This window comes from Streptomyces sp. NPDC031365 (assembly GCF_055569765.1).
The window spans coordinates 81,025-104,658 of sequence record NZ_JBVIIM010000023.1; the positions used below are offsets into that span (position 1 = coordinate 81,025).

25 protein-coding genes are annotated in these 23,634 nt (G+C 70.5%); 9 read left to right on the forward strand and 16 right to left on the reverse strand.

Going from position 1 to position 23,634, the window contains the following annotated elements; translation table 11 throughout:
- Nucleotides 1-13: 13 nt before the first annotated feature.
- The 7 genes from ACZ5C2_RS28320 to clpS form a co-directional block, all read right to left on the reverse strand.
- Nucleotides 14-964: a PLP-dependent cysteine synthase family protein gene (locus ACZ5C2_RS28320; protein ID WP_468797149.1), complete on the reverse strand. Its 951-nt coding sequence runs from the start codon at nucleotides 962-964 to the stop codon at nucleotides 14-16.
- A 6-nt stretch (nucleotides 965-970) separates the two neighbouring features.
- The gene (locus tag ACZ5C2_RS28325) at nucleotides 971-1,258 is read right to left on the reverse strand and encodes a MoaD/ThiS family protein (protein ID WP_468797152.1); all 288 of its coding nucleotides are present in this window, start codon (nucleotides 1,256-1,258) and stop codon (nucleotides 971-973) included.
- Nucleotides 1,259-1,362: 104 nt separating this feature from the next.
- A complete protein-coding gene (locus ACZ5C2_RS28330) occupies nucleotides 1,363-1,458 on the reverse strand; it encodes a putative leader peptide (RefSeq protein WP_312847494.1) in 96 nt (31 codons plus the stop codon).
- A 110-nt stretch (nucleotides 1,459-1,568) separates the two neighbouring features.
- The gene (locus ACZ5C2_RS28335; protein WP_468797156.1) at nucleotides 1,569-1,991 is read right to left on the reverse strand and encodes a M67 family metallopeptidase; all 423 of its coding nucleotides are present in this window, start codon (nucleotides 1,989-1,991) and stop codon (nucleotides 1,569-1,571) included.
- 155 nt (nucleotides 1,992-2,146) lie between these two features.
- Nucleotides 2,147-3,688, reverse strand: a complete 1,542-nt coding sequence (locus tag ACZ5C2_RS28340) for an alanine/glycine:cation symporter family protein (RefSeq protein ID WP_468797159.1) — start codon at nucleotides 3,686-3,688, stop codon at nucleotides 2,147-2,149.
- 366 nt (nucleotides 3,689-4,054) lie between these two features.
- Entirely contained in the window at nucleotides 4,055-4,657 is a 603-nt protein-coding gene (locus ACZ5C2_RS28345) for a DUF2017 domain-containing protein (RefSeq protein ID WP_468797162.1), read from the reverse strand.
- Nucleotides 4,658-4,712: 55 nt separating this feature from the next.
- The gene (gene clpS / locus ACZ5C2_RS28350) at nucleotides 4,713-5,030 is read right to left on the reverse strand and encodes an ATP-dependent Clp protease adapter ClpS (protein WP_468797165.1); all 318 of its coding nucleotides are present in this window, start codon (nucleotides 5,028-5,030) and stop codon (nucleotides 4,713-4,715) included.
- A gap of 122 nt (nucleotides 5,031-5,152) precedes the next feature.
- On the opposite strand from clpS, the gene ACZ5C2_RS28355 reads away from it, so the two are divergent.
- Both ACZ5C2_RS28355 and ACZ5C2_RS28360 read left to right on the forward strand, forming a co-directional pair.
- A complete protein-coding gene (locus tag ACZ5C2_RS28355) occupies nucleotides 5,153-6,499 on the forward strand; it encodes a nicotinate phosphoribosyltransferase (protein WP_468797168.1) in 1,347 nt (448 codons plus the stop codon).
- Nucleotides 6,500-6,617: 118 nt separating this feature from the next.
- Nucleotides 6,618-7,211, forward strand: a complete 594-nt coding sequence (locus ACZ5C2_RS28360; RefSeq protein WP_468797171.1) for an isochorismatase family protein — start codon at nucleotides 6,618-6,620, stop codon at nucleotides 7,209-7,211.
- A 307-nt stretch (nucleotides 7,212-7,518) separates the two neighbouring features.
- On the opposite strand, the gene ACZ5C2_RS28365 is transcribed toward ACZ5C2_RS28360, so the two are convergent.
- Nucleotides 7,519-7,845 (reverse strand): hypothetical protein, encoded by a 327-nt coding sequence (locus ACZ5C2_RS28365; RefSeq protein ID WP_468797174.1) that lies wholly within the window; start codon nucleotides 7,843-7,845, stop codon nucleotides 7,519-7,521.
- Nucleotides 7,846-7,967: 122 nt separating this feature from the next.
- Nucleotides 7,968-10,325 (reverse strand): immune inhibitor A domain-containing protein, encoded by a 2,358-nt coding sequence (locus ACZ5C2_RS28370; protein ID WP_468797177.1) that lies wholly within the window; start codon nucleotides 10,323-10,325, stop codon nucleotides 7,968-7,970.
- A 389-nt stretch (nucleotides 10,326-10,714) separates the two neighbouring features.
- Here ACZ5C2_RS28370 and ACZ5C2_RS28375 point away from each other — a divergent pair, with 389 nt between their 5' ends.
- Nucleotides 10,715-11,023, forward strand: coding sequence for a hypothetical protein (locus ACZ5C2_RS28375; protein ID WP_468797180.1), 309 nt, complete (start codon nucleotides 10,715-10,717; stop codon nucleotides 11,021-11,023).
- A gap of 24 nt (nucleotides 11,024-11,047) precedes the next feature.
- Here the strand turns inward: ACZ5C2_RS28375 and ACZ5C2_RS28380 are convergent, their stop codons facing one another.
- The 3 genes from ACZ5C2_RS28380 to ACZ5C2_RS28390 all read right to left on the reverse strand — a co-directional run bounded on the left by ACZ5C2_RS28380 (nucleotide 11,048) and on the right by ACZ5C2_RS28390 (nucleotide 14,907).
- Nucleotides 11,048-11,797: an RDD family protein gene (locus ACZ5C2_RS28380; protein ID WP_468797183.1), complete on the reverse strand. Its 750-nt coding sequence runs from the start codon at nucleotides 11,795-11,797 to the stop codon at nucleotides 11,048-11,050.
- An 88-nt stretch (nucleotides 11,798-11,885) separates the two neighbouring features.
- Nucleotides 11,886-13,361, reverse strand: a complete 1,476-nt coding sequence (locus tag ACZ5C2_RS28385) for an RDD family protein (protein ID WP_468797186.1) — start codon at nucleotides 13,359-13,361, stop codon at nucleotides 11,886-11,888.
- Nucleotides 13,362-13,476: 115 nt separating this feature from the next.
- Entirely contained in the window at nucleotides 13,477-14,907 is a 1,431-nt protein-coding gene (locus ACZ5C2_RS28390) for an FAD-binding oxidoreductase (RefSeq protein ID WP_468797189.1), read from the reverse strand.
- A gap of 104 nt (nucleotides 14,908-15,011) precedes the next feature.
- Between ACZ5C2_RS28390 and ACZ5C2_RS28395 the strand changes: the two genes are divergently transcribed.
- Complete coding sequence (locus ACZ5C2_RS28395) at nucleotides 15,012-16,409, forward strand: tetratricopeptide repeat protein (protein WP_468797192.1); 1,398 nt, start codon at nucleotides 15,012-15,014, stop codon at nucleotides 16,407-16,409.
- A 326-nt stretch (nucleotides 16,410-16,735) separates the two neighbouring features.
- Here the strand turns inward: ACZ5C2_RS28395 and ACZ5C2_RS28400 are convergent, their stop codons facing one another.
- The 4 genes from ACZ5C2_RS28400 to hppD all read right to left on the reverse strand — a co-directional run bounded on the left by ACZ5C2_RS28400 (nucleotide 16,736) and on the right by hppD (nucleotide 19,263).
- A complete protein-coding gene (locus ACZ5C2_RS28400) occupies nucleotides 16,736-16,987 on the reverse strand; it encodes a helix-turn-helix domain-containing protein (RefSeq protein ID WP_468797195.1) in 252 nt (83 codons plus the stop codon).
- The gene (locus ACZ5C2_RS28405) at nucleotides 16,987-17,325 is read right to left on the reverse strand and encodes a helix-turn-helix domain-containing protein (RefSeq protein ID WP_468797198.1); all 339 of its coding nucleotides are present in this window, start codon (nucleotides 17,323-17,325) and stop codon (nucleotides 16,987-16,989) included. The genes ACZ5C2_RS28400 and ACZ5C2_RS28405 overlap by 1 nt, the downstream gene beginning before the upstream one ends.
- Nucleotides 17,322-17,705 (reverse strand): type II toxin-antitoxin system RelE/ParE family toxin, encoded by a 384-nt coding sequence (locus ACZ5C2_RS28410; RefSeq protein ID WP_468797201.1) that lies wholly within the window; start codon nucleotides 17,703-17,705, stop codon nucleotides 17,322-17,324. Before ACZ5C2_RS28410 ends, ACZ5C2_RS28405 begins: the two co-directional genes overlap by 4 nt.
- Nucleotides 17,706-18,114: 409 nt before the next feature.
- On the reverse strand, nucleotides 18,115-19,263 hold the full coding sequence (gene hppD, locus ACZ5C2_RS28415; RefSeq protein WP_468797204.1) for a 4-hydroxyphenylpyruvate dioxygenase: 1,149 nt from the start codon (nucleotides 19,261-19,263) through the stop codon (nucleotides 18,115-18,117).
- A gap of 136 nt (nucleotides 19,264-19,399) precedes the next feature.
- Between hppD and ACZ5C2_RS28420 the strand changes: the two genes are divergently transcribed.
- Genes ACZ5C2_RS28420 through ACZ5C2_RS28440 form a run of 5 tightly spaced genes read left to right on the forward strand, consistent with a single transcriptional unit; the run spans nucleotide 19,400 to nucleotide 23,629 of the window.
- Complete coding sequence (locus ACZ5C2_RS28420) at nucleotides 19,400-19,870, forward strand: Lrp/AsnC family transcriptional regulator (RefSeq protein ID WP_189595521.1); 471 nt, start codon at nucleotides 19,400-19,402, stop codon at nucleotides 19,868-19,870.
- 28 nt (nucleotides 19,871-19,898) lie between these two features.
- Complete coding sequence (locus ACZ5C2_RS28425; RefSeq protein WP_468797209.1) at nucleotides 19,899-20,546, forward strand: ABC transporter permease; 648 nt, start codon at nucleotides 19,899-19,901, stop codon at nucleotides 20,544-20,546.
- The gene (locus ACZ5C2_RS28430) at nucleotides 20,539-21,807 is read left to right on the forward strand and encodes a betaine/proline/choline family ABC transporter ATP-binding protein (protein ID WP_468797212.1); all 1,269 of its coding nucleotides are present in this window, start codon (nucleotides 20,539-20,541) and stop codon (nucleotides 21,805-21,807) included. Before ACZ5C2_RS28425 ends, ACZ5C2_RS28430 begins: the two co-directional genes overlap by 8 nt.
- Nucleotides 21,804-22,667: an ABC transporter permease gene (locus ACZ5C2_RS28435; protein ID WP_468797215.1), complete on the forward strand. Its 864-nt coding sequence runs from the start codon at nucleotides 21,804-21,806 to the stop codon at nucleotides 22,665-22,667. Before ACZ5C2_RS28430 ends, ACZ5C2_RS28435 begins: the two co-directional genes overlap by 4 nt.
- Nucleotides 22,664-23,629: a glycine betaine ABC transporter substrate-binding protein gene (locus ACZ5C2_RS28440; RefSeq protein WP_468797218.1), complete on the forward strand. Its 966-nt coding sequence runs from the start codon at nucleotides 22,664-22,666 to the stop codon at nucleotides 23,627-23,629. The genes ACZ5C2_RS28435 and ACZ5C2_RS28440 overlap by 4 nt, the downstream gene beginning before the upstream one ends.
- Nucleotides 23,630-23,634: the final 5 nt, after the last annotated feature.

The following is a 23,634-nucleotide window of genomic DNA, read 5'->3' on the forward strand; positions in this document are numbered from 1 at the left end:
CGTGCGTGCGGCGCTATGCCCAGAGCTGGCCCTGGACCGCGTCGATGGCCTCTTCGGTCGTCGCGGCCGTGTAGACGCCGGTCGACAGGTACTTCCAGCCTCCGTCGGCGACGACGAAGACCACGTCGGCGGACTCTCCCGCCTTGAGTGCCTTGTTGGCGACGCCGATCGCCGCGTGCAGGGCGGCACCGGTGGAGACGCCGGCGAAGATGCCCTCCTGCTGGAGGAGTTCGCGGGTGCGGGTGACCGCTTCGGCGGAGCCGACGGAGAAGCGGGTGGTCAGCACGGAGGCCTCGTAGAGCTCGGGGACGAAGCCCTCGTCGAGGTTGCGCAGGCCGTAGACGAGGTCGTCGTAGCGCGGTTCGGCGGCGACGATCCTGACGTCGGGCTTGTTCTCGCGCAGGTAGCGGCCGACGCCCATCAGGGTGCCGGTGGTGCCGAGGCCGGCCACGAAGTGGGTGATGGAAGGCAGGTCGGCGAGGATCTCGGGGCCGGTGGTGGCGTAGTGGGCGCCGGCGTTGTCCGGGTTGCCGTACTGGTAGAGCATCACCCAGTCCGGGTGCTCGGCGGAGAGTTCCTTGGCGACGCGTACGGCGGTGTTGGAGCCGCCCGCGGCCGGAGAGGAGATGATCTCCGCGCCCCACATGCCGAGCAGGTCACGGCGTTCCTGCGAGGTGTTCTCGGGCATCACGCAGACCATGCGGTAGCCCTTGAGCTTGGCGGCCATGGCGAGTGAGATGCCGGTGTTGCCGCTGGTCGGCTCGAGGATCGTGCAGCCGGGCGTGAGGCGGCCGTCCTTCTCCGCCTGCTCGATCATGAACAGGGCGGGGCGGTCCTTGATGGAGCCGGTGGGGTTGCGGTCCTCCAGCTTCGCCCAGATGCGGACATCGGCGGACGGCGAGAGCCGCGGCAGGCGCACCAACGGGGTGTTGCCCACCGCGGCCAGCGGGGAGTCGTAGCGCATCGCCGATCAGGCCATACCGCCGGCGACGGCCGGCAGGATCGTGATGCTGTCGCCGTCGGTCAGCTTGGTGTTGATGCCGTCGAGGAAGCGGACGTCCTCGTCGTTGAGGTAGACGTTCACGAAGCGGCGCAGCTGCTCGCCGTTCGCCTCGTCGATGAGGCGGGCCTGGATGCCCGCGTGCCGGGTCTCGAGGTCGGCGAAGAGCTCGGTGAGGGTGTTCCCGGTGCCTTCCACCGCCTTCTGTCCGTCGGTGTACTGGCGGAGGATGGTCGGGATGCGGACCTCGATGGCCATGGCTGAGGACTCCTGTCGGAAGTGTCTGTCGTGGAGTTCGGGAAGGGCGCGCGGCGGCACGCGTGAGCCCGCCGCGGCTCTCGGCCGTACGGCGGCAGCGGGGATCAACAGATGGCGCTGTTCAGCCGGCACAGGTCGACGTGCAGCCGCGCCACGAGCAGTGCGCCCGGCGCTGTTTCGCTCACGTCGAGGAGAACCATGGGCTCATCGTATCGATTCCCGAACCCGCCCCCCGAGTGTGATCTCACCCTTCGGACACCTTCCTTCCGCGATACGGGATCCACCACGGGATCGGGGCCGGTTCGGCGGGTCAGTACGCCTCGACGACCTTGACCTCCTCCTCGGTGATCTCGCCCTCCCGGATGCGGAACGAGCGGAACTGGAACTCGCCGGCGTCGTCGGTGTCGGCGGTGGAGACCAGGACGTAGTGGGCGCCGGGCTCGCCCGCGTAGGAGACGTCGGTGCGGGAGGGGTAGGCCTCGGTCGCGGTGTGGGAGTGGTAGATGACCACCGGCTCCTCGTCCCGGTCGTCCATGTCCCGGTAGAGCTTCAGCAGGTCCTGGGAGTCGAACTCGTAGAAGGTGGGCGAGCGGGCCGCGTTCAGCATGGGGATGAAGCGCTCGGGGCGGCCGGAGCCCACCGGGCCCGCCACCACGCCGCACGCCTCGTCGGGGTGGTCCTTACGGGCGTGGGCCACGATCTGGTCGTAGAGGGCCTGGGTGATGGTCAGCATGGGGCCCAGGATAAGCAGAGGGGCCGTTCCGTACCGAGGAGTGGTACGGAACGGCCCGTATGCCGGACGCCTTGAGCGGACGACCGCAGGGAGTGCCACGAGTACTCCCCGCGGCCGGCGTCCTGGAGGAGACGGACGAGGCCCTGCCGGGGGGCTCAGAGCGACTTGGTCGCCGGAGCGTCGGCCGTCCCGGACGGGGTGTCCGCGGCTTCGCCGCTGTTGCGGCGGCGGACGAACTCCAGGAAGGAGTTGAGCTCCCGCTTGACCACGGGGGCCAGCAGGTAGAGGCCGATGATGTTGAACACCGCGAGCAGGAAGAGCGCGGAGTCGGCGAGACTGATCAGCGAGTCGAGGGAGAGCAGGGAGCCCGCGATCACGAACACGCTCCAGGTCACCTTGAACGTCATCTCGCTGGTCCTGCTCCGGCCGAAGAGGTACGTCCAGGACTTGAGGCCGTAGTAGCCCCAGGTCAGGATCGTGGAGAAGGCGAACAGCAGCACCGCGACGGTCAGCAGGTGCGGGAACCAGGGAAGGACGGTCTCGAAGGCGTCGGAGGTGATGGTGACGCCGCCGATGCTCTCGCCCTCGCGGGCCTCGCCCCAGCTGGCGGGGTTGGCGATGACGATGGTCAGCGCGGTCATGGTGCAGACGACGACCGTGTCGATGAACGGCTCGAGCAGGGCGACCAGACCCTCGCTGGCGGGGTGCTTGGTCTTGACCGCGGAGTGGGCGATGGGTGCGGAGCCGATGCCGGCCTCGTTGGAGAAGGCGGCGCGCTGGAAGCCGACGATCAGGGCTCCGATGATGCCGCCCGCGACGCCGTCCGCCTCGAAGGCGCCCTGGAAGATGCTGCCGATCGCGTCGGGAACGGCGGTGACGTTCGCCAGGATGACGATCAGACAGGCCACGACGTACATGATCGCCATGGCGGGGACCAGCCGGCTGGTGACGGAGGCGATGGAGCGGATGCCGCCCAGCAGGACGAGACCGACCAGGGCGGCGACGACCAGGCCGAAGAGCACGGCACCCGCGGAGGAGGCCAGGAAGCCGTCCTCGCCGCCGAAGGTCGACGAGATCTGCGCGTAGCTCTGGTTGGTCTGGAACAGGTTGCCGCCGAACAGACCGAAGAAGAGGATCATGACGGAGGCCAGGACGGCGAGCACCTTGCCGAGCTTGGCGCCACCGCTGCCGAAGCGTTCGGCCAGGCCCTTGGGCAGATAGTGCATCGGGCCGCCGGAGACGGTGCCGTCGGCGTGCTCCTCGCGGTACTTCACACCGAGGGTGACCTCGACGAACTTGGTGGCCATGCCGAGCAGGCCGCACAGGATCATCCAGAAGGTGGCGCCCGGGCCGCCGATGGAGACGGCGACGGCCACACCGGCGATGTTGCCGAGGCCGACGGTGCCGGAGACGGCGGCGGTCAGTGCCTGGAAGTGGTTGACCTCGCCGGGTGCGCCCTCCTCGTCGTACTTGCCGCGTACGACGTCGAGGGCGAGTTTGATTTTGCGCGCCTGGACCAGGCCGAACCAGCCGGTGAAGACCAGCCCGGCGATCACGAGCCAGGCGACGATGAGCGGAAGCTCGGCGTCGCCGACCGGGACGGTGTAGAAGACGATGTCGCCGACGGTGGTCGCGACAGGGTCGAAGAAATCACTTACGGCGTCGTCGATGTTTTGGGTGATGGAGTCGAGTGACATCGAACTTCCTCAGATGGCGCGGGGACGTGCTGGCGTGCGCAGCGGAGCGGGTGGTGATGTGGGCGGGGGCCCACGTCCCGTTCGGCGACGGCGGCGGGGCGGCGGCCCGTGAACCGGGGCCGTCGTCCTCTTGTCGTGCTGGTTGTACACGCCGGCGGTGGCCGGCTTCCTTGCTCACAGCTTGGGGTGGGCCGCAAGCGAGTTGCCGATTCTTACCACGCCGTTTACCGCGCCATGAGTGACGCAGATCACAGGAAACCGCTCTTACGGGGTAAACCCGCAGGGGCGGTGACACGATCGTTATCCGGACTTGAGGTTCCTCTGAGCGAACAAGTCAGGGGATCTTTATGGATGTATGGGGCACATTTACGGCATGAGCGTCGAAACGAGGGTCTCCTGGAGTCCGCCGAGCCACAGGTACGCCATCACCATCGGCTTGCGCGGGTCCTCGTCGGGAAGGTGGAAGAGGAGGTCGCTGTCGTCCTCGTCCCTGATCTCCAGGCGGGAGCCGATCGCCAGGCGCAGGTCGTTCAGGGCGCCGAGCCACTGGCGGGACTCGTCCGGCGACAGCTTGAGCACGCCGCCGCCCCCGCCCGCCGAGGTGAGCGCGTCCAGGGAGCGGATCACCACGAGGGCGTTGTCGCGCTTGCCGGCCCGCAGGTCGTTCTCGGTGTAGCGGCGGAACTCCGAGGAGTACGCCCGCTGCTCCTCGGCCTCCTTGGCCTGCGGCGTGCCCTCGGGGTCGCTGTAGGCGTCGGGGAAGAGGCGGCGCAGCACCGGGTCGGAGGGCGGTTCGCTCGGGCCCTCGGCGAAGAGTTCGGCGAGCGGGTCGCCGGAGGCGTCCTCGTCGGGCCCGGGGCCGATGAGCTCCATCATCTGCACGGCCAGGGACCGGATGATGGAGATCTCGACGTCGTCGAGGGCGACGGCCGCGCCGCCGCCGGGGAGCGGTTCGAAGGTTCCTGGCATGGAGGCGATCGCTACTTCCGGTCCTGCGGGCGGGGTCGGGTCATGTCCGGCTCGGTCACTTCCGGTCGTGCTGGAGGGTGGCCCACAGTCCGTAGCCGTGCATGGCCTGGACGTCGCGTTCCATTTCCTCGCGCGTGCCACTGGAGACGACCGCCCGGCCCTTGTGGTGGACGTCCATCATGAGCTTGGTGGCCTTGTCCTTGGAGTAGCCGAAGTACGACTGGAAGACGTACGTCACATAGCTCATGAGGTTCACCGGGTCGTTGTGGACGATGGTGACCCACGGAACGTCGGGCTCGGGTACGGCGAAGGCCTCCTCCGCCGACTCGGTGCGTTCGATCTCCAGGGGTGCGGGTGACGTCACACTGCCCATGCTGCCACCGCAGGGGGGTGGTCGCACAAACCGGCCCGGTCACGGGGGCGCGAGCAGGTGCCGGCGTCCGGCATCCGGACCCGAAATCGTCAGACTGACGAAATGGGGGTAGCATCCGTCGTATGAACACAGCGGATCTTGGGCTGCCGGTGGAGGTTCCCTCGACGGCGCTCTTCACGGACCAGTACGAACTGACGATGCTGCAGGCCGCGCTGAAGGCCGGTACGGCCGGGCGGCACAGCGTGTTCGAGGCCTTCACCCGGCGGCTGCCGGACGGCCGCCGCTACGGCGTCGTGGCCGGCACCGGACGGGTGCTGGACGCGGTGGAGAACTTCCGCTTCGACGCGGACGTCCTGCGCTTCCTGCGCGAGAAGGGGATCGTCGACGACCGGACCGTGGACTGGCTGGCCGGCTACCGCTTCTCCGGCGACATCTGGGGCTACCCCGAGGGCGAGGTGTACTTCCCGGGCTCGCCGATCCTGCGGGTCGAGGGCAGCTTCGCCGAGTGCGTCCTGCTGGAGACCGTGATCCTGTCGATCCTCAACCACGACTCGGCGATCGCCGCGGCCGCCTCCCGGATGTCGTCCGCCGCCGGGGAGCGGCCGCTGATCGAGATGGGCGCCCGGCGCACCCACGAGCTGGCCGCCGTGGCCGCCTCCCGGGCCGCGTACATCGGCGGCTTCGCCTCCACCTCCGACCTGGCGGCCGGCTTCCGCTACAACATCCCGACCGTGGGCACCTCCGCCCACGCCTTCACCCTCCTGCACGACAGCGAGCGGGACGCCTTCCGCGCCCAGGTGGACTCCCTCGGCGGCGGTACGACGCTGCTGGTCGACACCTACGACGTGACCGAGGCGGTCCGCACGGCCGTCGAGATCGCCGGGCCGGAACTGGGCGCCGTCCGCATCGACTCCGGTGACCTGCTGCTGGTCGCGCACCGGGTGCGGCAGCAGCTCGACGAGCTGGGCGCGACCGGGACGCGGATCCTGGTCACCTCGGACCTGGACGAGTACGCCATCGCCTCACTGGCGGCGGCGCCGGTGGACGCGTACGGAGTGGGGACGCAGCTGGTGACCGGTTCCGGGCACCCGACGGCCTCCATGGTCTACAAGCTGGTCGCCCGCGCCGAGACCGCCGACCCGGAGGCGCCGCTGGTGCCGGTGGCGAAGAAGTCCACCGGCGGCAAGACCTCCATCGGCGGCCGCAAGTGGGCGGCTCGGCGGCTGGACGCGTACGGCGTGGCCGAGGCCGAGGTGATCGGCACCGGTGAGGTGCCGGACGCGCTGGCCGACCGGCAGCTGCTGGTGCCGCTGGTCAAGGGCGGCGAGGTGATCGTCCGCGAGCCGCTGGACGTGGTCCGCGACCGGCACGCGGCGGCGCGTGCGGGGCTGCCGCTGTCCGCCACGCAGCTCTCCCGGGGGGAACCCGTGCTTCCGACGGAGTACGCGAACGGGCCCTCGGGTAGCTAAAGGCGTGCCGTTGCCGTTTACCTTGCCCCTGTCCGTGTCGTCCCCCGTTCAATAGGCTCGGAGGTCCCACCCGGCCGGGCCCGTCCACCACCCGACCCCCTCATCGAAGGACACCGCCATGCGCCGCGCACTGATCGTCGTCGACGTGCAGAACGACTTCTGCGAGGGTGGCAGCCTCGCCGTGACCGGCGGGGCGGATGTGGCCGCCGCCATCACCGAGCTGATCGGCCAGGCCGGCTCCGCCGGCGGCTACCAGCACGTGGTGGCCACCCGCGACCACCACATCGCGCCCGGCGGCCACTTCGCCGACAACCCCGACTTCGTACGGTCCTGGCCCGCGCACTGTGTCGCCGGGACGGAGGGGGTCGGGTTCCACCCGAACTTCGCGCCCGCGGTGACCTCCGGGGCGATCGACGCGGTGTTCGACAAGGGGGCGTACTCGGCCGCCTACAGCGGGTTCGAGGGGGCGGACGAGAACGGGACGACGCTGGCGGAGTGGTTGCGGGAGCGGGAGGTCGAGGAGGTGGACGTGGTGGGCATCGCCACGGATCACTGTGTACGGGCCACCGCGCTGGATGCGGCGAAGGAGGGGTTCCGGGTCCAGGTGCTGCTCGGTCTCACGGCCGGGGTGGCCCGGGAGTCCACCGAGCGTGCGCTGGAGGAGCTTCGGGGCGCGGGGGTGGAGCTCTCCGGGGCACCGGTCGTGCGGTGAGGCCGTGCGCGGGTGGGCCGGGGGGTGGCTGCAGCTTGCGGCGCCGAGCCGGTGCCACCGCGCCCACCAGTGCCGCCCTGCGGCACGAATGCCCGCGGCCGGGCACCACGGTGGACCGGGGTTGGGCACCACGGTTTGCCTGCGGTCGGGCGCCACGGTTTGCCTGCGGTCGGGCGCCACGGTGGGCTGCGGTCGGGCGCCACGGTGAGCTGCGGTCGGGCGCCACGGTGGGCTGCGGTCGGGCACCACGGTGGGCTGCGGTCGGGCAGCGCCGCGCGGTGGGCCGGGGCTGGGCGCGGTGGCGTGGTCAGGCGCGGGTGGGGCGTCTGAGGAGGGCCTTGATCGGGTGCCAGAGTTCCACCGTGAGGGTGCCGGTCTCGGGGCTTGTGCGCCATATGAGGCCGTCGGGGTGGTGGAGAACCGCGGTGATCTCGTCCGGGGTCGGCGGGGCGGCGTTGCCGCGCAGGTAGATGGCCCTGAGGCCCAGGTTGCGCAGCCTGGTCAGGGCACGGGCGCGGTTGTGGGCGTGGACGAGGACGCGGACCCCGGCGGGTGCGCCGGCGGCGGGGCTGGGCAGGTTGAGCGCCACCACCACCGTGCCGTTCGGCAGCTTGCAGAAACCTCCTGCGGCCATGCGCTCATACCCCCGTGTCAGCCGGTGTCAATAAGAGAGTCACAGGGGGCACCTAAACACGGATCGGCGGTGACCCGCCAGGGGGTCACCGCCGATCACGCTCTGACCTGGGCAGACGCTATTTACCTGCCCGCAGGCCCGACCTCGAGCTCGATCGTCGAGCCGCTCTTGGCCTCCTTCAGGATCTTGATCTTCGTGTTGGTGTCAGTGATCTTGACACCGCCGCCCGGGTTCTCGGCGTCGTAGTAGGTGTGGGTGCGGTCGTTGAAGACCGGCACACCCTTCGACCCCGGGATCCACGTGGCCACGTCCGCCTTGTGCAGGGTCATGCCCTGGGTGCGGAACGTGCTGAAGGTCGCGTCGTAGGTCTGGATGCGGTTGCGCATCAGCGTGCCGTCGGACCACTTCATCGCGGTCGGGTGCGAGTCGACCGGGAGGACCAGACCGGTGCCCGGGTGCTGGCTGGTGTTGTTGTCCGCCTGGGAGGTGTCCCACTTCCAGATCAGCAGACCGTTCTGGTAGGCGAAGTGCTCCACCCAGTCCGGACGGGTCGTGAAGCCGAAGTTGTACGGGCCGACCTCGAGGGTCTTGTCGTACGACACGTACTGGCGGTTCTCGGCGATGTAGTACTGCGCGTAGTCCTTGGTGAAGGAAGCGCCCTTGCGGGTGAAGCCGGTGGCGGTCCAAGCGGCGTCGGCGCTCTCGGCGTTGTCCGAGAACAGGACGGCACCATCAGCGGTGACGGTGATCCGGTCGGCCGTGAAACCCTTCATCGCCAGACCGCCGTCGGTCTGGTAGCGGAAGCGCAGGTCGATCTTCTTGCCCGCGTAGGCGTCCAGGGAGTACGCCAGGTTCTTGTAACCGTCGACCGCGCCGTGCAGGGCGGGCTTGTCGCTGCCGTCGCGCGGGATCGGCTGTCCGTCGACCGTGCCGTCGATGGCGGTCCAGTTGGCGCCGCCGTCGGTGGACACCTCGGTGTAGAGGTAGTCGTAGTTGGACTCGATCTCGTACCAGCCGTCGAAGGTGAGCTCGGCGGCGGACTTGCCGGTCAGGTCGACCGAACGCGTCAGCGTGTTCTTGAGGTTGTCACCGCTGCCGCTCCACCACTGGGTCTGGCCCTCGGCCGGCGGGACGATCTCGGTGGTGACGGCCTTCTTCGGCAGCGTCACGACCAGCGCCTGCTTGTGCTTGGTGTTGTACTCGGCGACGCCCAGCTTGTGCCAGGAGTTGACGCCGGCCTTGGCCGTGTCGTAGTTCAGCCAGCCGAGCTGGAGCTTGTCCCAGGCGGTCATGTCGCCGGGCAGGTTGCCGATCTCCTTCTTCCCGGTGCCGAGCCAGGAACCGGAGGACATCAGCGTCCAGAAGCCGGTGGAGTTCTCGCCGCCTGCCGTGTCGTAGAGGTCCGGCAGACCGAGGTCGTGGCCGTACTCGTGGGCGAAGACGCCGAGTCCGCCGTTCTCCGGCTGGACGGTGTAGTCGCCGACCCAGATGCCGGTGGAGCCGATCTGCGCACCGCCGAGCTTGTTCTGCTCGGGTCCGGTGGCGCCGGCGTCGGTGCCGAAGGCGTACCAGCGGTGGGCCCAGATCGCGTCCTCGCCCTGGGCGCCGCCGCCCGCGGACTCGTCCTCACCGGCGTGCACGATCTGGAAGTGGTCGATGTAGCCGTCGGACTCGTTGAAGTCGCCGTCGCCGTCGAAGTCGTAGCGGTCCCACTCGTCGAAGCGGGCGACGTCCGCCTTGATCTGGGCGTCGGTGCGGCCGGCCGCCTTCTGCTGGGCGACATAGGCGTTCAGACCGTCGCTGACGACGTTCCACACGCTGGGGCAGTTGCTGTCGCCGCAGGCGTTGTTGCCGTAACGGGCCTCGTTGTAGGGGACCTTGACCCAGTCGGAGACTTCGCCCTCCACCGAGTAGCGGCCGGAGGACTGCTTCTCGTAGTAGGTCTTGACCGAGTCGACGCCCTTGCCGGAGCCGAAGTACAGGTCGTCGAAGTGCTGCTGGTCGTAGTCCTCCTGCCAGGCCGTGGAGTTGTCCGTCCTGCGGTCCGGCTTGGCGATCTGGTTGTGCAGCGGGCCCGGGGTGCCGCCGTAGCGGCTGTCGATCTCGTCCCCGAACTCGACCAGGATCGTGAAGATCTTGTCGGTCTTCTCGCGGCCGAGCTCGACGTACTTGGCGTCGCCCTTCTTGCTCTTCAGCTGGACGACCTTCGAACCATCGCGGTTCTTGACCGAGGCCTTACCGGATATGACCTGGTTGAGGGCTTCTTCGCGCTGGGCCTCCTGCGTCTTGGAGAGCGGCCCCTCGAGGTCGTGCTCGACGTGGTTGCGCTCGGCCGGGTCGTGCCGTTCCACGGCGCCGGGACGGTCGGCCTTGTCAGCCGTGTCGGCCTGGGCCACGGTGAACGCAGAGCATGTGGCGGTAACCGCCGCGAGCGCCACGCCTGTCGCGGCCGCTCTGAACGTCCAGGGTCTACTGGTCACTCGAGATCCCCTCCAGCGTCCGTACGCGCGGTCGAAGGAGGTTCCGTTGGTGGAAGATCCCGCGCGGACGTGATCAACGCGTGTAGTCAAGTGACGACATTTGACTAGAGGTTCGGCTAAAAAAACAGACCTTGACTTGCACAGTTCAACTGCACTATGCGGAGTCGTGGTTCGCTTTTCGGACACACCCGTGCGCATACGACAGGGCGCGTGCGACCGTCCAGCTGATGGACGTCATGAATCCGTGCGCCCCCTGTGCACCGACGCTGTCGGTTAGGTCACGCTTACCACCCGTTCCGCTCGGGCACGCTCGCGGTTAGAGTCGCTTGGCGGCACGCCCTTGAACCGGTGGAAAGCCAGGCCGACAGCCCCCGACTCCCGAGGACACGATGGCCATGCCCCGTCCTACTGTCGCTCAGCTCGCTTACGGTTCGTGCACCGTGGTCCTCTCGACCTTCGCCATGCTGTTGTTGTCCGGGACGAGTTCGGGTGTGGGCATCGCGGTGGTCGCCGTGTCGGCGCTCATCCTCGGACTGCTGGTGGCCATGACCGTCGCGCTCCCCGCGCCCCTGCGGCCCGCCGCGGCGGTGGCACGGCCCACGGCCCCGGAGCCGGTGCGGGCCACCGTCCCCTCCCCCGTCCGTGAGCCGGTGCGGGAGTCCGTCCGTGAGCCGGTACGGGAACGGGCGGCGTCCTGACCGCGGCCTTCCGCCCTTCTCGCGTCATCCGGTGCTGACCACCACGGTCCTGGCCGCCTTGTCGTGCAGCCCCTGCTTGTAGGGCCGGTCGAAGAAGCTCCAGCCACCCGAGACCGCGGTCCAGACGCAGGCGCAGCAGAAGGCGAACGGCAGCCAGAGCACGGCGGCGCGGGTCAGCGACGTCTGCACGGAGGGGTTCGAGCCGTCGGCGAGGTCGGCCACCCTCAGGCCCAGCCACTTCTTGCCCAGGGTCTGGCCGGAGCGGGCGGTCATGAAGGTGTCGTAGGCGATGTAGAGCACGGCGGCGATGACGGACTGCGTGAAGCCGTTGCCGACGTTGATGTCGTTGCCGTCGACGGTGTACTCGTTGACGCCGAACGGCCAGGTGAACAGGACGACGACGATCCCGATGAGGATCATGTCGATGACGCGGGCGAGCGTGCGCCTGCCGCTGTCGGCGAGCGGGGGCATGCCGGCGAGGGGATCGGAGGAGCCGGGGGCGCCTCCGTAGGGGCCGCCACCGCCGTACGGGCCGCCTCCCGGCGGGCCCTCACCGCCGTAGGGGCCGCCTCCTGAAGGCCCGCCACCGCCGTAGGGGCCGCCTCCCGAGGGGCCGCCGCCGTACGGGCCGCCTTCGCCGGGGCCCGAGCCAGGGGCGTCGTACGGGGAGCCGGACCCCGGGGCTCCGGGGCCGCCCGGCGGGGGGTGTTTCCTGAACGGGTCGTCGTCGTCCGGCGGCTGCTGACCGGAGCCGGGGGGCGGTTCGGTGGTCATGCACCCGAGTCGACCGCGAACCCCCCGGCCGCGCATCCGGCGAGCCGCCGTCCGGAGTACCGGCGGTGCGGGGCGCCGGCCCCGGAGATCAGCCGGCGACGAACGTGTGCGCGGCCTTGTCGTGCCAGCACTGCCGCCAGGGCTTGTCGAACAGGCACCACAGGACACCGACGACGCCGACAACCAGCAGCCCGGGGACGCTGTAGACCAGCCAGCGGCGCAGGGCCGCGCCGAAACCGGGGGCATCGTGGCTCTCGATGTCCCGTACGTCCAGTCCCAGCAGCTTCTTGCCCAGGGTGCGCCCCCACTTGACGGTGGGCAGCACCTCGTAGAGGACTCCGGCGACGAGGAGGACGGCGAGGACGATGCCGAGGTGGACCGAGGTGGTGCCGTCGAGCAGCCAGACCGTGACGGTCTCGCCGGACAGCCTGGCCGCTTCGATCTTCGCGTCGATGTGGTCCATGGCCCTGCCGCCGAGCGGTACGGCGGCCGCGGCGGTGACGGCGCCGAGCACGACGGTGTCCAACAGCCGGGCGGCCAGCCGCCTGCCGAGCGCGGCGGGGCGGGCCTCGGCCTGACGGCGGGCGGCGGCCTGGAACACGTCGTCGACCGGCGGCTTCCACGGCACGACCGGCGGCTCCTCGCCACCGGCGAGCCGGTGCACCTGCTGCGCCCAGGAGGACTGGCCACCGCCGGCGCCGCTCGTCAGGGGCGCGGAGCCCGCAGCCGCCGAGGCGGGGGCGGCGGAGGCCGGTGCGGCGGGAGCGGCCGGCACGGCGGGAGCGGCCGGCACGGCGGGAGCGGCGGGCCGCGCCGGGGAAGCGGTCTGCGGGGGCACGGCCGGGGCGGTGGCCTGCTGCGGTCCGGACGGCGCCGGGGCGGAGGCGGCGGCACGGGCGGACGCGGCCTTCCCTGCGCCGAAGCCGGGGCGTGCCGAGGAGGTCCCCCGCCCCTGGTTCTGCTCTCCCGTGCGCGGTGTGACGGCGCGGAAGGTCATCGTGCCCTCGTCCTCGGCACCGGCACCGGCATCGGCGGCCGGCTGCGGCTTCGCCACGGGCCTGCGGAACACGAAGGTGCCGCCGGCCGGGCCCGCGTCCGGGGTGTCCGGCTCCGCGGTCGCGGCCTCCGGTGCGGGCGGTGCGGCGGCGTGCGGCACGCGCGGGTCGGCGCCCCAGGAGACCTTGCGGTCCTGGTCGCCGCCGAAGCCGGACTGGCGGGAGCGGTCGGCGCCCCAGGCCGAGGCGGGTTCGGGCCGGCTGCCGTGCTGCACATCGGCCGGTGACGGAGACGCCGCGGAAGCAGGGGGCGGGAACGGTGACGGGGCCGCCGGCGCGTCCGCCGGGTCCTCGTCGAAGAAGTGGGGGCCGGTCTCCTCCACGGAGGGCCGGGCCGGTCCCGCGCCGGACGGCGCCGCGAGCGGCTCTCCGTCCTTGGGTGCCGGACGGCTCGTGCCCGGCACCCAGGAGGCGCCGTTCCAGTACCGGACATATCCCGGAATGGAAGGGTCCGGGTAGTACCCTTCGCGGGGCCTGTCGTCGCCGGGGGCCGGGGTTGGGGCACTCATTCCGTCGTCCCGTATCTGCTCGATGGGGTGGGTCGGGGGGAACCACATCTATCAGACGGGCGGGGCTCCGACGGCCTGTCCGGCCGGACCCCACCCCTTTCGGGCACCTTCGTGGTCAGAAGAGCTTGCCCGGGTTCAGAATGCCCAGCGGATCGAAGGCCTTCTTGACGGCTCGCTGCATCTCCAGGCCCACGGGGCCCAGTTCGCGCGCCAGCCACTCCTTCTTGAGCATGCCCACGCCGTGCTCGCCGGTGATGGTGCCGCCGAGTTCCAGACCGAGCGCCATGATCTCGTCGAAGGACTCCCGGGCCCGCCGCGACTCCTCCGGGTCGGTGGCGTCGAAGCAGACCGTCGGGTGGGTGTTGCCGTCGCCGGCGTGCGCAACGACGCCGATGGTGAGCCGGTACTTCTCGGAGATCCGCTCGACGCCGTCGATGAGCTCGCCGAGCCTCGAGCGGGGCACGCACACGTCGTCGATCATCGTGGTGCCCTTGACCGCTTCGAGCGCGACCAGGGACATCCGCCGCGCCTGGAGCAGCAGTTCGGACTCGGCGGTGTTGTCGGCCGGGACGACCCGGGTGGCGCCGGCGGCCTCGCACAGCGCGCCGACGGCGGCGAGGTCGGCGGCGGGGTCGGTGGTGTCGAAGGCGGCCAGCAGCAGCGCCTCGGTGGACTCCGGCAGGCCCATGCGGGACATGTCGTTGACGGCCTTGACCGTCGTACGGTCCATGAGTTCGAGGAGTGAGGGGACGTGGCCCCCTGCCATGACGCGGCACACGGCGTCGCAGGCGGCGGCGCCGGAGGAGAACTCGGCGGCCAGCACCAGCTGCTCGGGCGGCTTGGGCCGCAGGGCGAGGACCGCGCGGACGACGACGCCGAGGGAGCCCTCGGCGCCGACGAACAGGCGGGTGAGGTCGTATCCGGCGACACCCTTGGCGGTGCGGCGGCCGGTGGACATCAGGCGGCCGTCGGCGAGGACGACGTCCAGTCCGAGGACGTACTCGGCCGTCACGCCGTACTTGACGCAGCACAGCCCGCCCGACGCGGTGCCGATGTTGCCGCCGATGGTGCACGTCTCCCAGCTGGAGGGGTCCGGCGGGTAGGAGAGGCCGTGTTCGCCGACGGCACGGGAGAGCGCCGCGTTGACGACGCCGGGTTCGACGACGGCGATCCGGTCGACCGGGCTGATCTCCAGGATGCGGTCCATCTTCGTCAGGGAGAGCACGACGCAGCCGTCGGTGGCGTTGGCGGCGCCGGACAGGCCGGTGCGGGCGCCCTGCGGGACGACCGGGACGCGCAGCTCGGTGGCGGTGCGCATGATGTGCTGGACCTGTTCGACCGTGCGCGGCAGGACCACCGCCGCGGGGCTGCCGGCCGGGCAGAAGCTCGCCATGTCGTGGGCGTAGGAGGCCGTGATGCCGGGGTCGGTGAGGACCGCCTCCGCGGGCAGGCCGTCGAGCAGCCGGTCGACGAGCAGCCGGTCGACGAGAGGGCCGGCCGTCACCGTGTCTTCATCGCGTCGCGCTTCGATACGGCTCATGATCACAGCGTCGCACCCGGGGCCATCGGTGTGAACCCCGTGTACGGCAGCCGCGTCACGCCGGAGTGTGATCATCGTATGTTCAGGGTGGGGGACGCACAGTGTGCGTCATGGACGACAAGCCGTGTGTGCCCCGCCGGAGGGGTCGCCGCCGGGCGCTGCTCGCCTCGGTCGCCGGGTGTGCGGCGCTCGGCGGGGTTCTGGTGCTGCTGCCGTGGGACCGAGGGGCGCCGCTCGCGCCCACTCCCGAGGCGCGGGCGCTGGCCGCGGTCACCAGCGGGGTGCCGGCCGCGCTGCCGGACCTGGAGGCGCTGGCCGAGGAGCGGGAACGGCATCTGAAGCGGCACCCGAAGGACGCCGAGGCCTGGGCGGTGCTCGGGGCGGCACGGGTGGAGCAGGGGCTGCGGCTGGCGGATCCGGCGTACTGGCCGCGGGCCGAGAAGGCACTGCGCGCCTCGCTGATGGTGCGGCCGGAGAACAACGCCCCGGCGCTGCGAGGGCTCGCCGCGCTGGCGAACGCGCGGCGGGACTTCGCCGGGGCGCGCCGGTGGGGCGAGGCGGCGCGGAAGCTGGAGCCCAAGCGGTGGACGGCGTATCCGCCGCTGATCGAGGCGTCGGCGGGGCTCGGGGACGAGGAGGAGACGGCGAAGCTGCTGGAGAGGCTCACCGCGCTGCGCGACGGTCCCGCGGTGATGGCGCGGGCGGCGGCCGTGTACCGCAACCGGGGCTGGCGGGAGGACGCCGCGGCGAAGCTCGCCGACGCGGTGTCGGCCACCGGGGAGCCGGCCGAGCGGGCGGCGTACCTGGAACGGGCCGGGCAGCTCGCCTGGGAGCGGGGGGACCGGGAGGACGCGTTGCGGCACTTCCGGGAGGCGGTGCGGATCGACCCCGACCAGTGGGCGGCGCGGGCCGGACAGGGCAGGGCGCTGGCGTCACTGGGGCGGATGACGGAGGCGCTGAGCGCGTACCGGGCGGCGCTGGCGCAGTGTCCCCGGCCGGAGTACGCGCTGGAGCTGGGCGAGCTGTACGAGTCGCTGGGCCTGAAGCAGGCGGCGGGGGTGCAGTACGGGGTGGTGCGGGAGCGGGTGCGGGCGGCCGCGGCACACGGAGGTGACGAGGAACTGGTGCTGGGGCGGTTCGAGGCGGACCACGCGGATGCGGAACGTGCCGTGCGGCGGCTGAGGAAGGAGTGGGAGCGGCAGCCGTCGACGGAGGTGGCGGACGCGTTGGGGTGGGCGCTGCACCGGGCGGGCGAGCACGAGGAGGCTCTGCCCTTCGCCGTGCGGGCGACCGAGGGGACGAAGGGCGGGGGTGTGCGCAGTGCGCTGTACGCGTTCCACCGGGGGATGATCGAGCGCTCGCTGGAGCGGTACGGGGCGGCTCGGCGGCATCTGCGGGAGGCGTTGTGGATCAACCCGTGGTTCTCGCCGCTTCGGGTACCGCAGGCGAAGGCGGCGCTGGCCCGCCTGGGGGAACCATCCGTCCAAGCGGGGCCCGAGTCTTTCTAGAGGACGCCGCACGTGCCACCAAGGTCGCGACCAATGGAGGCCGCAGGCGCCGCCGGCGCGGCGCCCTCCGCTTGGACCTCGATGCCGGCCAGCACCGACCGCGCGAGAGACGGTGCTCGCCCTGAAGCGCCAGGAGCGGACGCGCGGCAATGCGCTGGCGCACTACGCGGAGTGGGTCGGGATATAGCAGATCGCGGACAAGGTCGTCGTCGGACGCGTCGTCGCAGTGATGAACCAGGACCGGCGTGGCCCCCGCCAGGACATAGTACGTGTGCAGTCAGCGGTCTACACCGCCCCCGGGGAATTCCAAGAATTCCGAATGCGTGTCAAGCGGCTTCGTCGTGCGGGGTGAGGCTGATGGCCAGGTCGGCGCCGAGAGCGTGAGCCAGGCGGCGCAGGAGGGGAAGCGTGGGCACGGTTCCGCCGCCTTCGAAGCGGGAGATCTGCGGCTGCTTCATCCCGCACCGCTCGGCCAGCTCGGCCTGGGACAGCCCGAGCTCGATGCGCCGGTCGTGGACGAGTTGCCCGAGCTCACGGGCGAGCACGGAAGGCGGGTCCTGCATGGTTCCTCCCCGCATCAGGCCGCTGGGGCGACGATGGTGACGGTGGGCTCGTCTCCGCCGGCGAGGTGCACGTCCACCGTGAGGTCCAGTGCGCGGGCCAGGCGCATGATGACCGCGATGGGCGGCAGCTCGGTGGCCGTCTCGATGCCTTCGATGTCATCGACGTCGACGTGCATGCGCTCGGCGAGGTCGGCCTCGCTCAGGCCCAGCTGCTCACGCCTGTTGTAGACGGCTTTGCCCAACGTCATGGCGAGGCCGGCCTCTTCGTAGACCCGGTCGTACTCGGGGTCAGCGTCCAGGTGTTCGCCCAGCAGCTGGCGGTGGCGACGGGTCCTCCATTCGCTGTGGTTCATCGGTTCTCCTTGAGGTTGCGGCTGTAGAGGTCGTGCTCGGCGGCGGCTTCATGCTGTGCCTCGCACAATCGCTGTGCGGCGTGGGCGCGGTCCACTTCGGCCTGCTCGCGCATCTTGGTCTTGCGGAACACGGTGAGCAGCACGACACGTCGGCCGGGCGCCAGCCAGTAGGTGATCCGCTGATGGGCATCGCCCAGGCGGAAGCGCAGCTCGCGGAGCTTGCCGCCCAGATGGCGGGAGTGCGGTTCGTCGAGCGTGGTGGGCTGCTCGGCGAGCAGGTCGGCGACGCGTTCGGCCTGCTTGTAGTGATGGGCGGGAATGTTCTCCAGCCACAGCCGCACCTCCGGCTCGATCTCGATCGAGTACCGCCCGCCGTCCATAGCGCCGATGATATATGGCACGGGGTGCGAGAGCGCGACTTCGTAGTTCAGGTCGTGTGCCGTTGCCGCGATCGCAGCCACTCCGGCGTCGCATGCCCCTATGGTCCCCCTCATCCTGATGCGGCGGTGGTGCCGCAAACCAGCGGCAACCGGCCTGGGCGGCGCGGGCTGGAGTACGCCTGTTGGTCAGGACCAGGTCCGACCTGGTGCGTAGCCGTCCTCCCGACGGGGAACGCGCAGGCCGGCCATCACATCGGTGACGGCGGGTGCGTCACCCGCCTGGCCTGCGGTGAGAACGAAACAAACGAAACTGCCTAGCCTCGGGCAGTCGTGCCGAGCACTCGCACTGCGCGGGCAGTCGTGCCGCAGGGCGGCACGACTGCCCGCAGCTACGGCTGCGTCGGCGGCGTTACAGGTTGCCGCGCTTTTCCTGTTCGCGCTCGATCGCCTCGAAGAGGGCCTTGAAGTTGCCCTTGCCGAAGCCCATGGAGCCGTGGCGTTCGATGAGTTCGAAGAAGACCGTCGGACGGTCCTGGACCGGCTTGGTGAAGATCTGCAGCAGGTACCCGTCCTCGTCCCGGTCGACGAGGATCTTCAGCTCGCGCAGCGTCTCCACCGGCACCCGCGTCTCGCCGGCCCACTCACCGAGGGTGTCGTAGTACGAGTCGGGGGTGTCCAGGAACCGCACACCGGACGCGCGCATCTGGCGGACCGTCTGCACGATGTCGTTGGTGTTCAGCGCGATGTGCTGCACGCCCGCGCCGCCGTAGAACTCCAGGTACTCGTCGATCTGGGACTTCTTCTTGGCGATGGCGGGCTCGTTGATCGGGAACTTGACCTTGAGCGTCCCGTCGGCGACCACCTTGGACATCAGCGCGCTGTACTCGGTGGCGATGTCGTCGCCCACGAACTCCTTCATGTTCGTGAAGCCCATGACCTTGTTGTAGAACTCGACCCACTCGTTCATCCGGCCGAGCTCGACGTTGCCGACGCAGTGGTCGATGGCCTGGAAGGAACGCTGGGCCGGAGGCTCGACGATCGGGTCGGCGGCGACGTAGCCCGGCAGGTAGGGGCCGTCGTAGCCGCCGCGCTCGACCAGCGTGTGGCGGGTCTTGCCGTACGTCGCGATCGCGGCCAGGACGACGGTGCCGTGCTCGTCCTTCAGCTCGTACGGCTCGGCGACGGAGCGGGCCCCGTGCTCGATGGCGTAGGCGTACGCGGCGCGCGCGTCCGGGACCTCGATGGCGAGGTCGACGACACCGTCGCCGTGCGCGGCCACGTGGTCGGAGAGGAAGGCGCCCCACTCGGTGGACTGCTTGATCACCGAGGTGAGGACGAAGCGGGCGGAGCCGCTCTGAAGGACGTAGGCGGCGGTCTCGCGGCTGCCGTTCTCCGGTCCGGAGTAGGCCACCAGCTTCATGCCGAAGGCGGTGGAGTAGTAGTGCGCCGCCTGCTTGGCGTTGCCCACGGCGAAGACGACCGCGTCCATTCCCTTGACCGGGAAGGGGTCGGCCTGCCGGGCGGTCGCTTCGGGAGTGCGGTGTGTGGTCTGCGTCATAGGGGCAGGGTGGGCCAGCCCTGCAAGGTGCGCAATAGTTCACCTGTCCACTGGGCAATGTGTTCAGTCGCCCGACGGCCGGTGCGGGCTTTCTGTACAGGATGACCAACACGATGAGCGTCAAGGAAGGGCCGGTATGGCGATCGATCATCTGGACGGGCGGATCATCCTGCTGCTGGCGCGGGAGCCGCGGATCGGGGTGCTGGAGATGTCCCGGCGGCTCGGGGTCGCGCGCGGCACCGTGCAGGCCCGGCTGGACCGGCTTCAGTCGAACGGAGTCATCCGCGGTTTCGGCCCCGAGGTGGATCCGGCGGCTCTCGGCTACCCGGTCACGGCGTTCGCCACGCTGCAGATCCGGCAGGGTCAAGGCGCCGATGTGCGGGCCCACTTGGCGAGTGTCCCGGAGGTGCTGGAGCTGCACACCACGACCGGTACCGGGGACATGATGTGCCGGCTGGTGGCACGCTCCAACGCCGATCTCCAGCGGGTGATCGACCGCGTCGTCGGTTTTGATGGCATCGTCCGGGCCTCCACGGCGATCGTCATGGAGAACCCCGTTCCGCTGCGGATCATCCCGCTGGTGGAGCAGGCCGCGCTCGGCGAGTGACCGACCTGGCCGAGCTGGGGTGAGCTGCGTGAACTTCTGGGAGTACCTGGGGAGCCGGCATCAGCAACTGCTCATCGACGCCTACCAGCACGCGAGCGTCGTCTTCCAGTGCATGGTGGTGGCGACCGTGCTCGGTGTGGTGATCGGGGTGGTCACCTATCGCAGTGAGTGGGCGGGCAACCTCGCCACGACCGCCACCGCGACCCTCCTGACCATTCCCGCCCTGGCCATGATCGGTCTGCTGATCCCCGTCGTGGGGCTCGGGGTGCCGCCGACGGTGATCGCTCTGACCCTGTACGGACTGCTGCCGATCGTGCGGAACGCGATCGTGGGCCTGCGCGGGGTCGATCCGTCGCTGGTGGACGCGGCCCAGGGCATCGGCATGTCGCGGCTGACCCGGCTGACACGGGTGGAGCTGCCGCTGGCCTGGCCACCCATCCTGACCGGCATCCGGGTCTCCACCCAGATGCTGATGGGCATCGCGGCCATCGCCGCCTACGCCTCCGGTCCGGGCCTCGGCAACCTGATCTTCCGGGGGATCGCCTCCCTGGGCAGCTCCAACGCGCTGAACCAGGTGCTGGCGGGCACCCTCGGGATCATCGTCCTCGCCCTGCTGTTCGACGCCGCGTACGTCCTGATCGGGCGGCTGACCATTCCCAGGGGGATCCGTGCCTGATCCGACCGCTCCTGAGAGGGCCGGGGCGGGATCCCGGTCGGTCGGGGCGACCATCGAGCTGGAGGGCCTGACCAAGCGGTACCCGGGCAGCGCGCTGCCCGCCGTCGACAACGTCAGCATGGACGTGAGGGAGGGCGAGACGGTCATCCTCGTCGGCCCGTCGGGCTGCGGGAAGTCCACCCTCCTGAAGATGATCAATCGGTTGATCGAGCCGACGGGCGGCCGGATCCGTATCGGCGGCGAGGACGTCACCGACATGGACCCGGTGCGACTGCGCCGCAAGATCGGGTACGCGATCCAGGCGAGCGGGCTGTTCCCGCACATGACGGTGGCGCAGAACATCGCCCTGGTGCCGAGGATGCTGCGCTGGCCGGCGGCCCGGGTGCGGGCGCGGGTGGAGGAGATGCTGGACCTGGTCGGTCTGGACCCGGGCGAGTTCCACGGCCGCTACCCGCGTCAGCTGTCCGGCGGCCAGCAGCAGCGGGTGGGCGTGGCACGGGCACTGGCGGCGGACCCGCCGGTGCTGCTGATGGACGAGCCGTTCGGGGCGGTGGACCCGATCACCCGGGACCATCTCCAGGACGAGCTGATCCGGCTCCAGCGGGAGCTGCACAAGACGATCGTCTTCGTCACCCACGACTTCGACGAGGCCATCAAGATCGGCGACCGGATCGCGGTGCTGCGCGAACGCTCCCACATCGCCCAGTTCGACACCCCCGAGGCGATCCTCACCAACCCCGCCGACGACTTCGTGTCCGGCTTCGTCGGCGCGGGGGCAGCGCTGAAGCGGCTCAACCTGACCCGGGTGCGGGACGTGGGGATCACCGAGTACCCGACGGTGAGCGTCGACGACCCGCTCCAGGAGATCTTCACCAGGCTCCGCTCCGGCGGCACCAACGAGGTGCTGGTGCTCGACAGGCGGGGCCGCCCCTACAAGTGGCTGCGGCGCGGCGACATGATGCGCGCCAAGGGGTCGCTGGCCCGCGCGGGCGCGCTGGTGCACGACACGGTGACCCGGGACGCGACCCTGCGGGACGCGCTGGAGGCGGTGCTCACCGACAACACCGGCCGGGTTCCGGTCACCGGCCGGCGCGGCGCGTACGAGGGCGTCGTAGACGTGGAGACGCTGATGAACTCCGTACACGAACTGCTGGAGGCGGACCGGCTGGAGGCGAGGGAGGCGCAGGCCGGCCTGCAGGAGCAGCGGGCCTCGCAGACGCACGCCGAGCAGGAGGGCTTCGGAGGGGCGGCGAAGGCGTGAGTACCTCTTCCGGGCGGCGGCCCGAGGGTGAGCACGAGGTGAAGGGGCTGGCCTTCCGGGACGAGGGCGGCGGAGCGTCCGACCGGGCGGAGGCCGCTCCCCCGCCCACGGCCGCGCGACGGCCCCGGGTGACCTGGCAGAAGCTGACGTTCCTGCCGGCGGTGCTGATCGTCGTACTGCTCGCGACCTGGCTGTGGTTCGAGCAGGCGGACCTGGACGCGCTCACCCGGAACGCGCTGTCGGACGGACAGGTCAGCAAGGCGCTGTGGCAGCACATCGAGCTCACCGCGATCTCCACGTTCTTCGTGCTGATCATCGCGATCCCGCTGGGCATCCTGCTGACCCGGCCGATGTTCCGCAGGGCCGCCCCGGCCGCGATGGCGTTCGCCAACATGGGCCAGGCCACCCCGGCGATCGGTCTGCTGGCGCTGCTGGTCATCTGGCTGGGCATCGGCCGCAAAGCCGCCCTGATCGGCATCATCGCCTACGCCGTCCTGCCGGTGCTGGCCAACACCATCGCCGGTCTGAAGGCCAACGACCCGACGCTGCTGGAGGCGGCGCGCGGCATCGGCATGTCTCCGCTGGGCGTGCTCACCCGGGTGGAACTGCCGCTGGCGGTGCCGCTCATCCTCGCGGGGGTGCGTACGGCGCTCGTCCTGAACGTCGGCACGGCGACGCTGGCGACCTTCGGGGGCGGCGGCGGGCTGGGCGTGCTGATCACCACCGGGATCACCAGTCAGCGCATGCCGGTGCTGATGGTGGGCTCCGTCCTCACCGTCGCCCTCGCCCTGCTGGTGGACTGGCTGGCCTCGCTGGCGGAACTCCTGCTGCGGCCGCGAGGACTGGGGGCGGGGCCATGAGACGTGTCTGGCTGTTCGTGGCCGGGGCCCTGCTGGCGGCGGCCTCGGGTTGTGGCCTGACCAGTGGCTCCCCCATGGTCGACGACGTGGAACCCGGCTCGGTCGGCAGGGGCAAGCCGCTGGAGGGCGCGACGCTCACCGTCACCTCCAAGGAGTTCACCGAGCAGCTGATCCTCGGGGCGATCATGGGCATCGCCTTCCAGGCGGCCGGCGCGGAGGTCGTCGACCGGACCGGTATCCAGGGGTCGGTCGGCTCGCGGGAGGCGGTCGTCAGCGGGGAGGCGGACGCCGGGTTCGAGTACACGGGCACGGCGTGGATCACGTACCAGGGCAACAGCAAGCCGATCCCCGATCCGCGCGAGCAGTGGCTGGCGGTGCGGGACGCGGACGTGAAGAACGGGGTGACCTGGCTGGAGCCGTCCGAGCTGAACAACACCTACGCCCTCGCCATGAACCAGGCGAACTTCGAGAGGTACCGCACCCGGACCCTCTCCGACGTGGCCGCGCTGGCGAAGTCCGACCCGGGTGCGGTGACGCTGTGCGTGGAGGGAGAGTTCGCCAACCGCGCGGACGGGCTGCCGGGCATGGAGAAGGCGTACGGCATGAGCCTCCCGGCGGGCGACGTCACGCAGATGGACACCGGGATCATCTACACCCAGGCGGCCAAGGGCACCTGCACCTACGGCGAGGTCTTCACCACCGACGGGCGCATCAAGTCCATGAACCTGGTGGTGATGGAGGACGACAGGAAGTTCTTCCCCAACTACAACGCGGCGCCGACGGTCAACTCCGGCACCTTCGAGGAGTGGCCCGCCATCGCCGAGGTCCTCGCCCCGGTCACGGAGAAGCTGGACAACAACGTGGCACAGACGCTGAACGCGAAGGTGGACGTCGACGGGGAGGACCCGCACCAGGTGGCGCTGGACTGGATGGTGGAGGAAGGGTTCGTCAGGGAGAACTAGGGGCC

Bases quoted from the DNA above. Each gene is read 5' to 3' on its own strand.
- ACZ5C2_RS28320 (WP_468797149.1), bottom strand. From the start codon at position 964: ATGCGCTACGACTCCCCGCTGGCCGCGGTGGGCAACACCCCGTTGGTG.
- ACZ5C2_RS28325 (WP_468797152.1), bottom strand. From the start codon at position 1,258: ATGGCCATCGAGGTCCGCATCCCGACCATCCTCCGCCAGTACACCGAC.
- ACZ5C2_RS28330 (WP_312847494.1), bottom strand. From the start codon at position 1,458: ATGGTTCTCCTCGACGTGAGCGAAACAGCGCCGGGCGCACTGCTCGTG.
- ACZ5C2_RS28335 (WP_468797156.1), bottom strand. From the start codon at position 1,991: ATGCTGACCATCACCCAGGCCCTCTACGACCAGATCGTGGCCCACGCC.
- ACZ5C2_RS28340 (WP_468797159.1), bottom strand. From the start codon at position 3,688: ATGTCACTCGACTCCATCACCCAAAACATCGACGACGCCGTAAGTGAT.
- ACZ5C2_RS28345 (WP_468797162.1), bottom strand. From the start codon at position 4,657: ATGCCAGGAACCTTCGAACCGCTCCCCGGCGGCGGCGCGGCCGTCGCC.
- clpS (WP_468797165.1), bottom strand. From the start codon at position 5,030: ATGGGCAGTGTGACGTCACCCGCACCCCTGGAGATCGAACGCACCGAG.
- ACZ5C2_RS28355 (WP_468797168.1), top strand. From the start codon at position 5,153: ATGAACACAGCGGATCTTGGGCTGCCGGTGGAGGTTCCCTCGACGGCG.
- ACZ5C2_RS28360 (WP_468797171.1), top strand. From the start codon at position 6,618: ATGCGCCGCGCACTGATCGTCGTCGACGTGCAGAACGACTTCTGCGAG.
- ACZ5C2_RS28365 (WP_468797174.1), bottom strand. From the start codon at position 7,845: ATGGCCGCAGGAGGTTTCTGCAAGCTGCCGAACGGCACGGTGGTGGTG.
- ACZ5C2_RS28375 (WP_468797180.1), top strand. From the start codon at position 10,715: ATGGCCATGCCCCGTCCTACTGTCGCTCAGCTCGCTTACGGTTCGTGC.
- ACZ5C2_RS28380 (WP_468797183.1), bottom strand. From the start codon at position 11,797: ATGACCACCGAACCGCCCCCCGGCTCCGGTCAGCAGCCGCCGGACGAC.
- ACZ5C2_RS28385 (WP_468797186.1), bottom strand. From the start codon at position 13,361: ATGAGTGCCCCAACCCCGGCCCCCGGCGACGACAGGCCCCGCGAAGGG.
- ACZ5C2_RS28395 (WP_468797192.1), top strand. From the start codon at position 15,012: ATGGACGACAAGCCGTGTGTGCCCCGCCGGAGGGGTCGCCGCCGGGCG.
- ACZ5C2_RS28400 (WP_468797195.1), bottom strand. From the start codon at position 16,987: ATGCGGGGAGGAACCATGCAGGACCCGCCTTCCGTGCTCGCCCGTGAG.
- ACZ5C2_RS28405 (WP_468797198.1), bottom strand. From the start codon at position 17,325: ATGAACCACAGCGAATGGAGGACCCGTCGCCACCGCCAGCTGCTGGGC.
- ACZ5C2_RS28410 (WP_468797201.1), bottom strand. From the start codon at position 17,705: ATGGACGGCGGGCGGTACTCGATCGAGATCGAGCCGGAGGTGCGGCTG.
- hppD (WP_468797204.1), bottom strand. From the start codon at position 19,263: ATGACGCAGACCACACACCGCACTCCCGAAGCGACCGCCCGGCAGGCC.
- ACZ5C2_RS28420 (WP_189595521.1), top strand. From the start codon at position 19,400: ATGGCGATCGATCATCTGGACGGGCGGATCATCCTGCTGCTGGCGCGG.
- ACZ5C2_RS28440 (WP_468797218.1), top strand. From the start codon at position 22,664: ATGAGACGTGTCTGGCTGTTCGTGGCCGGGGCCCTGCTGGCGGCGGCC.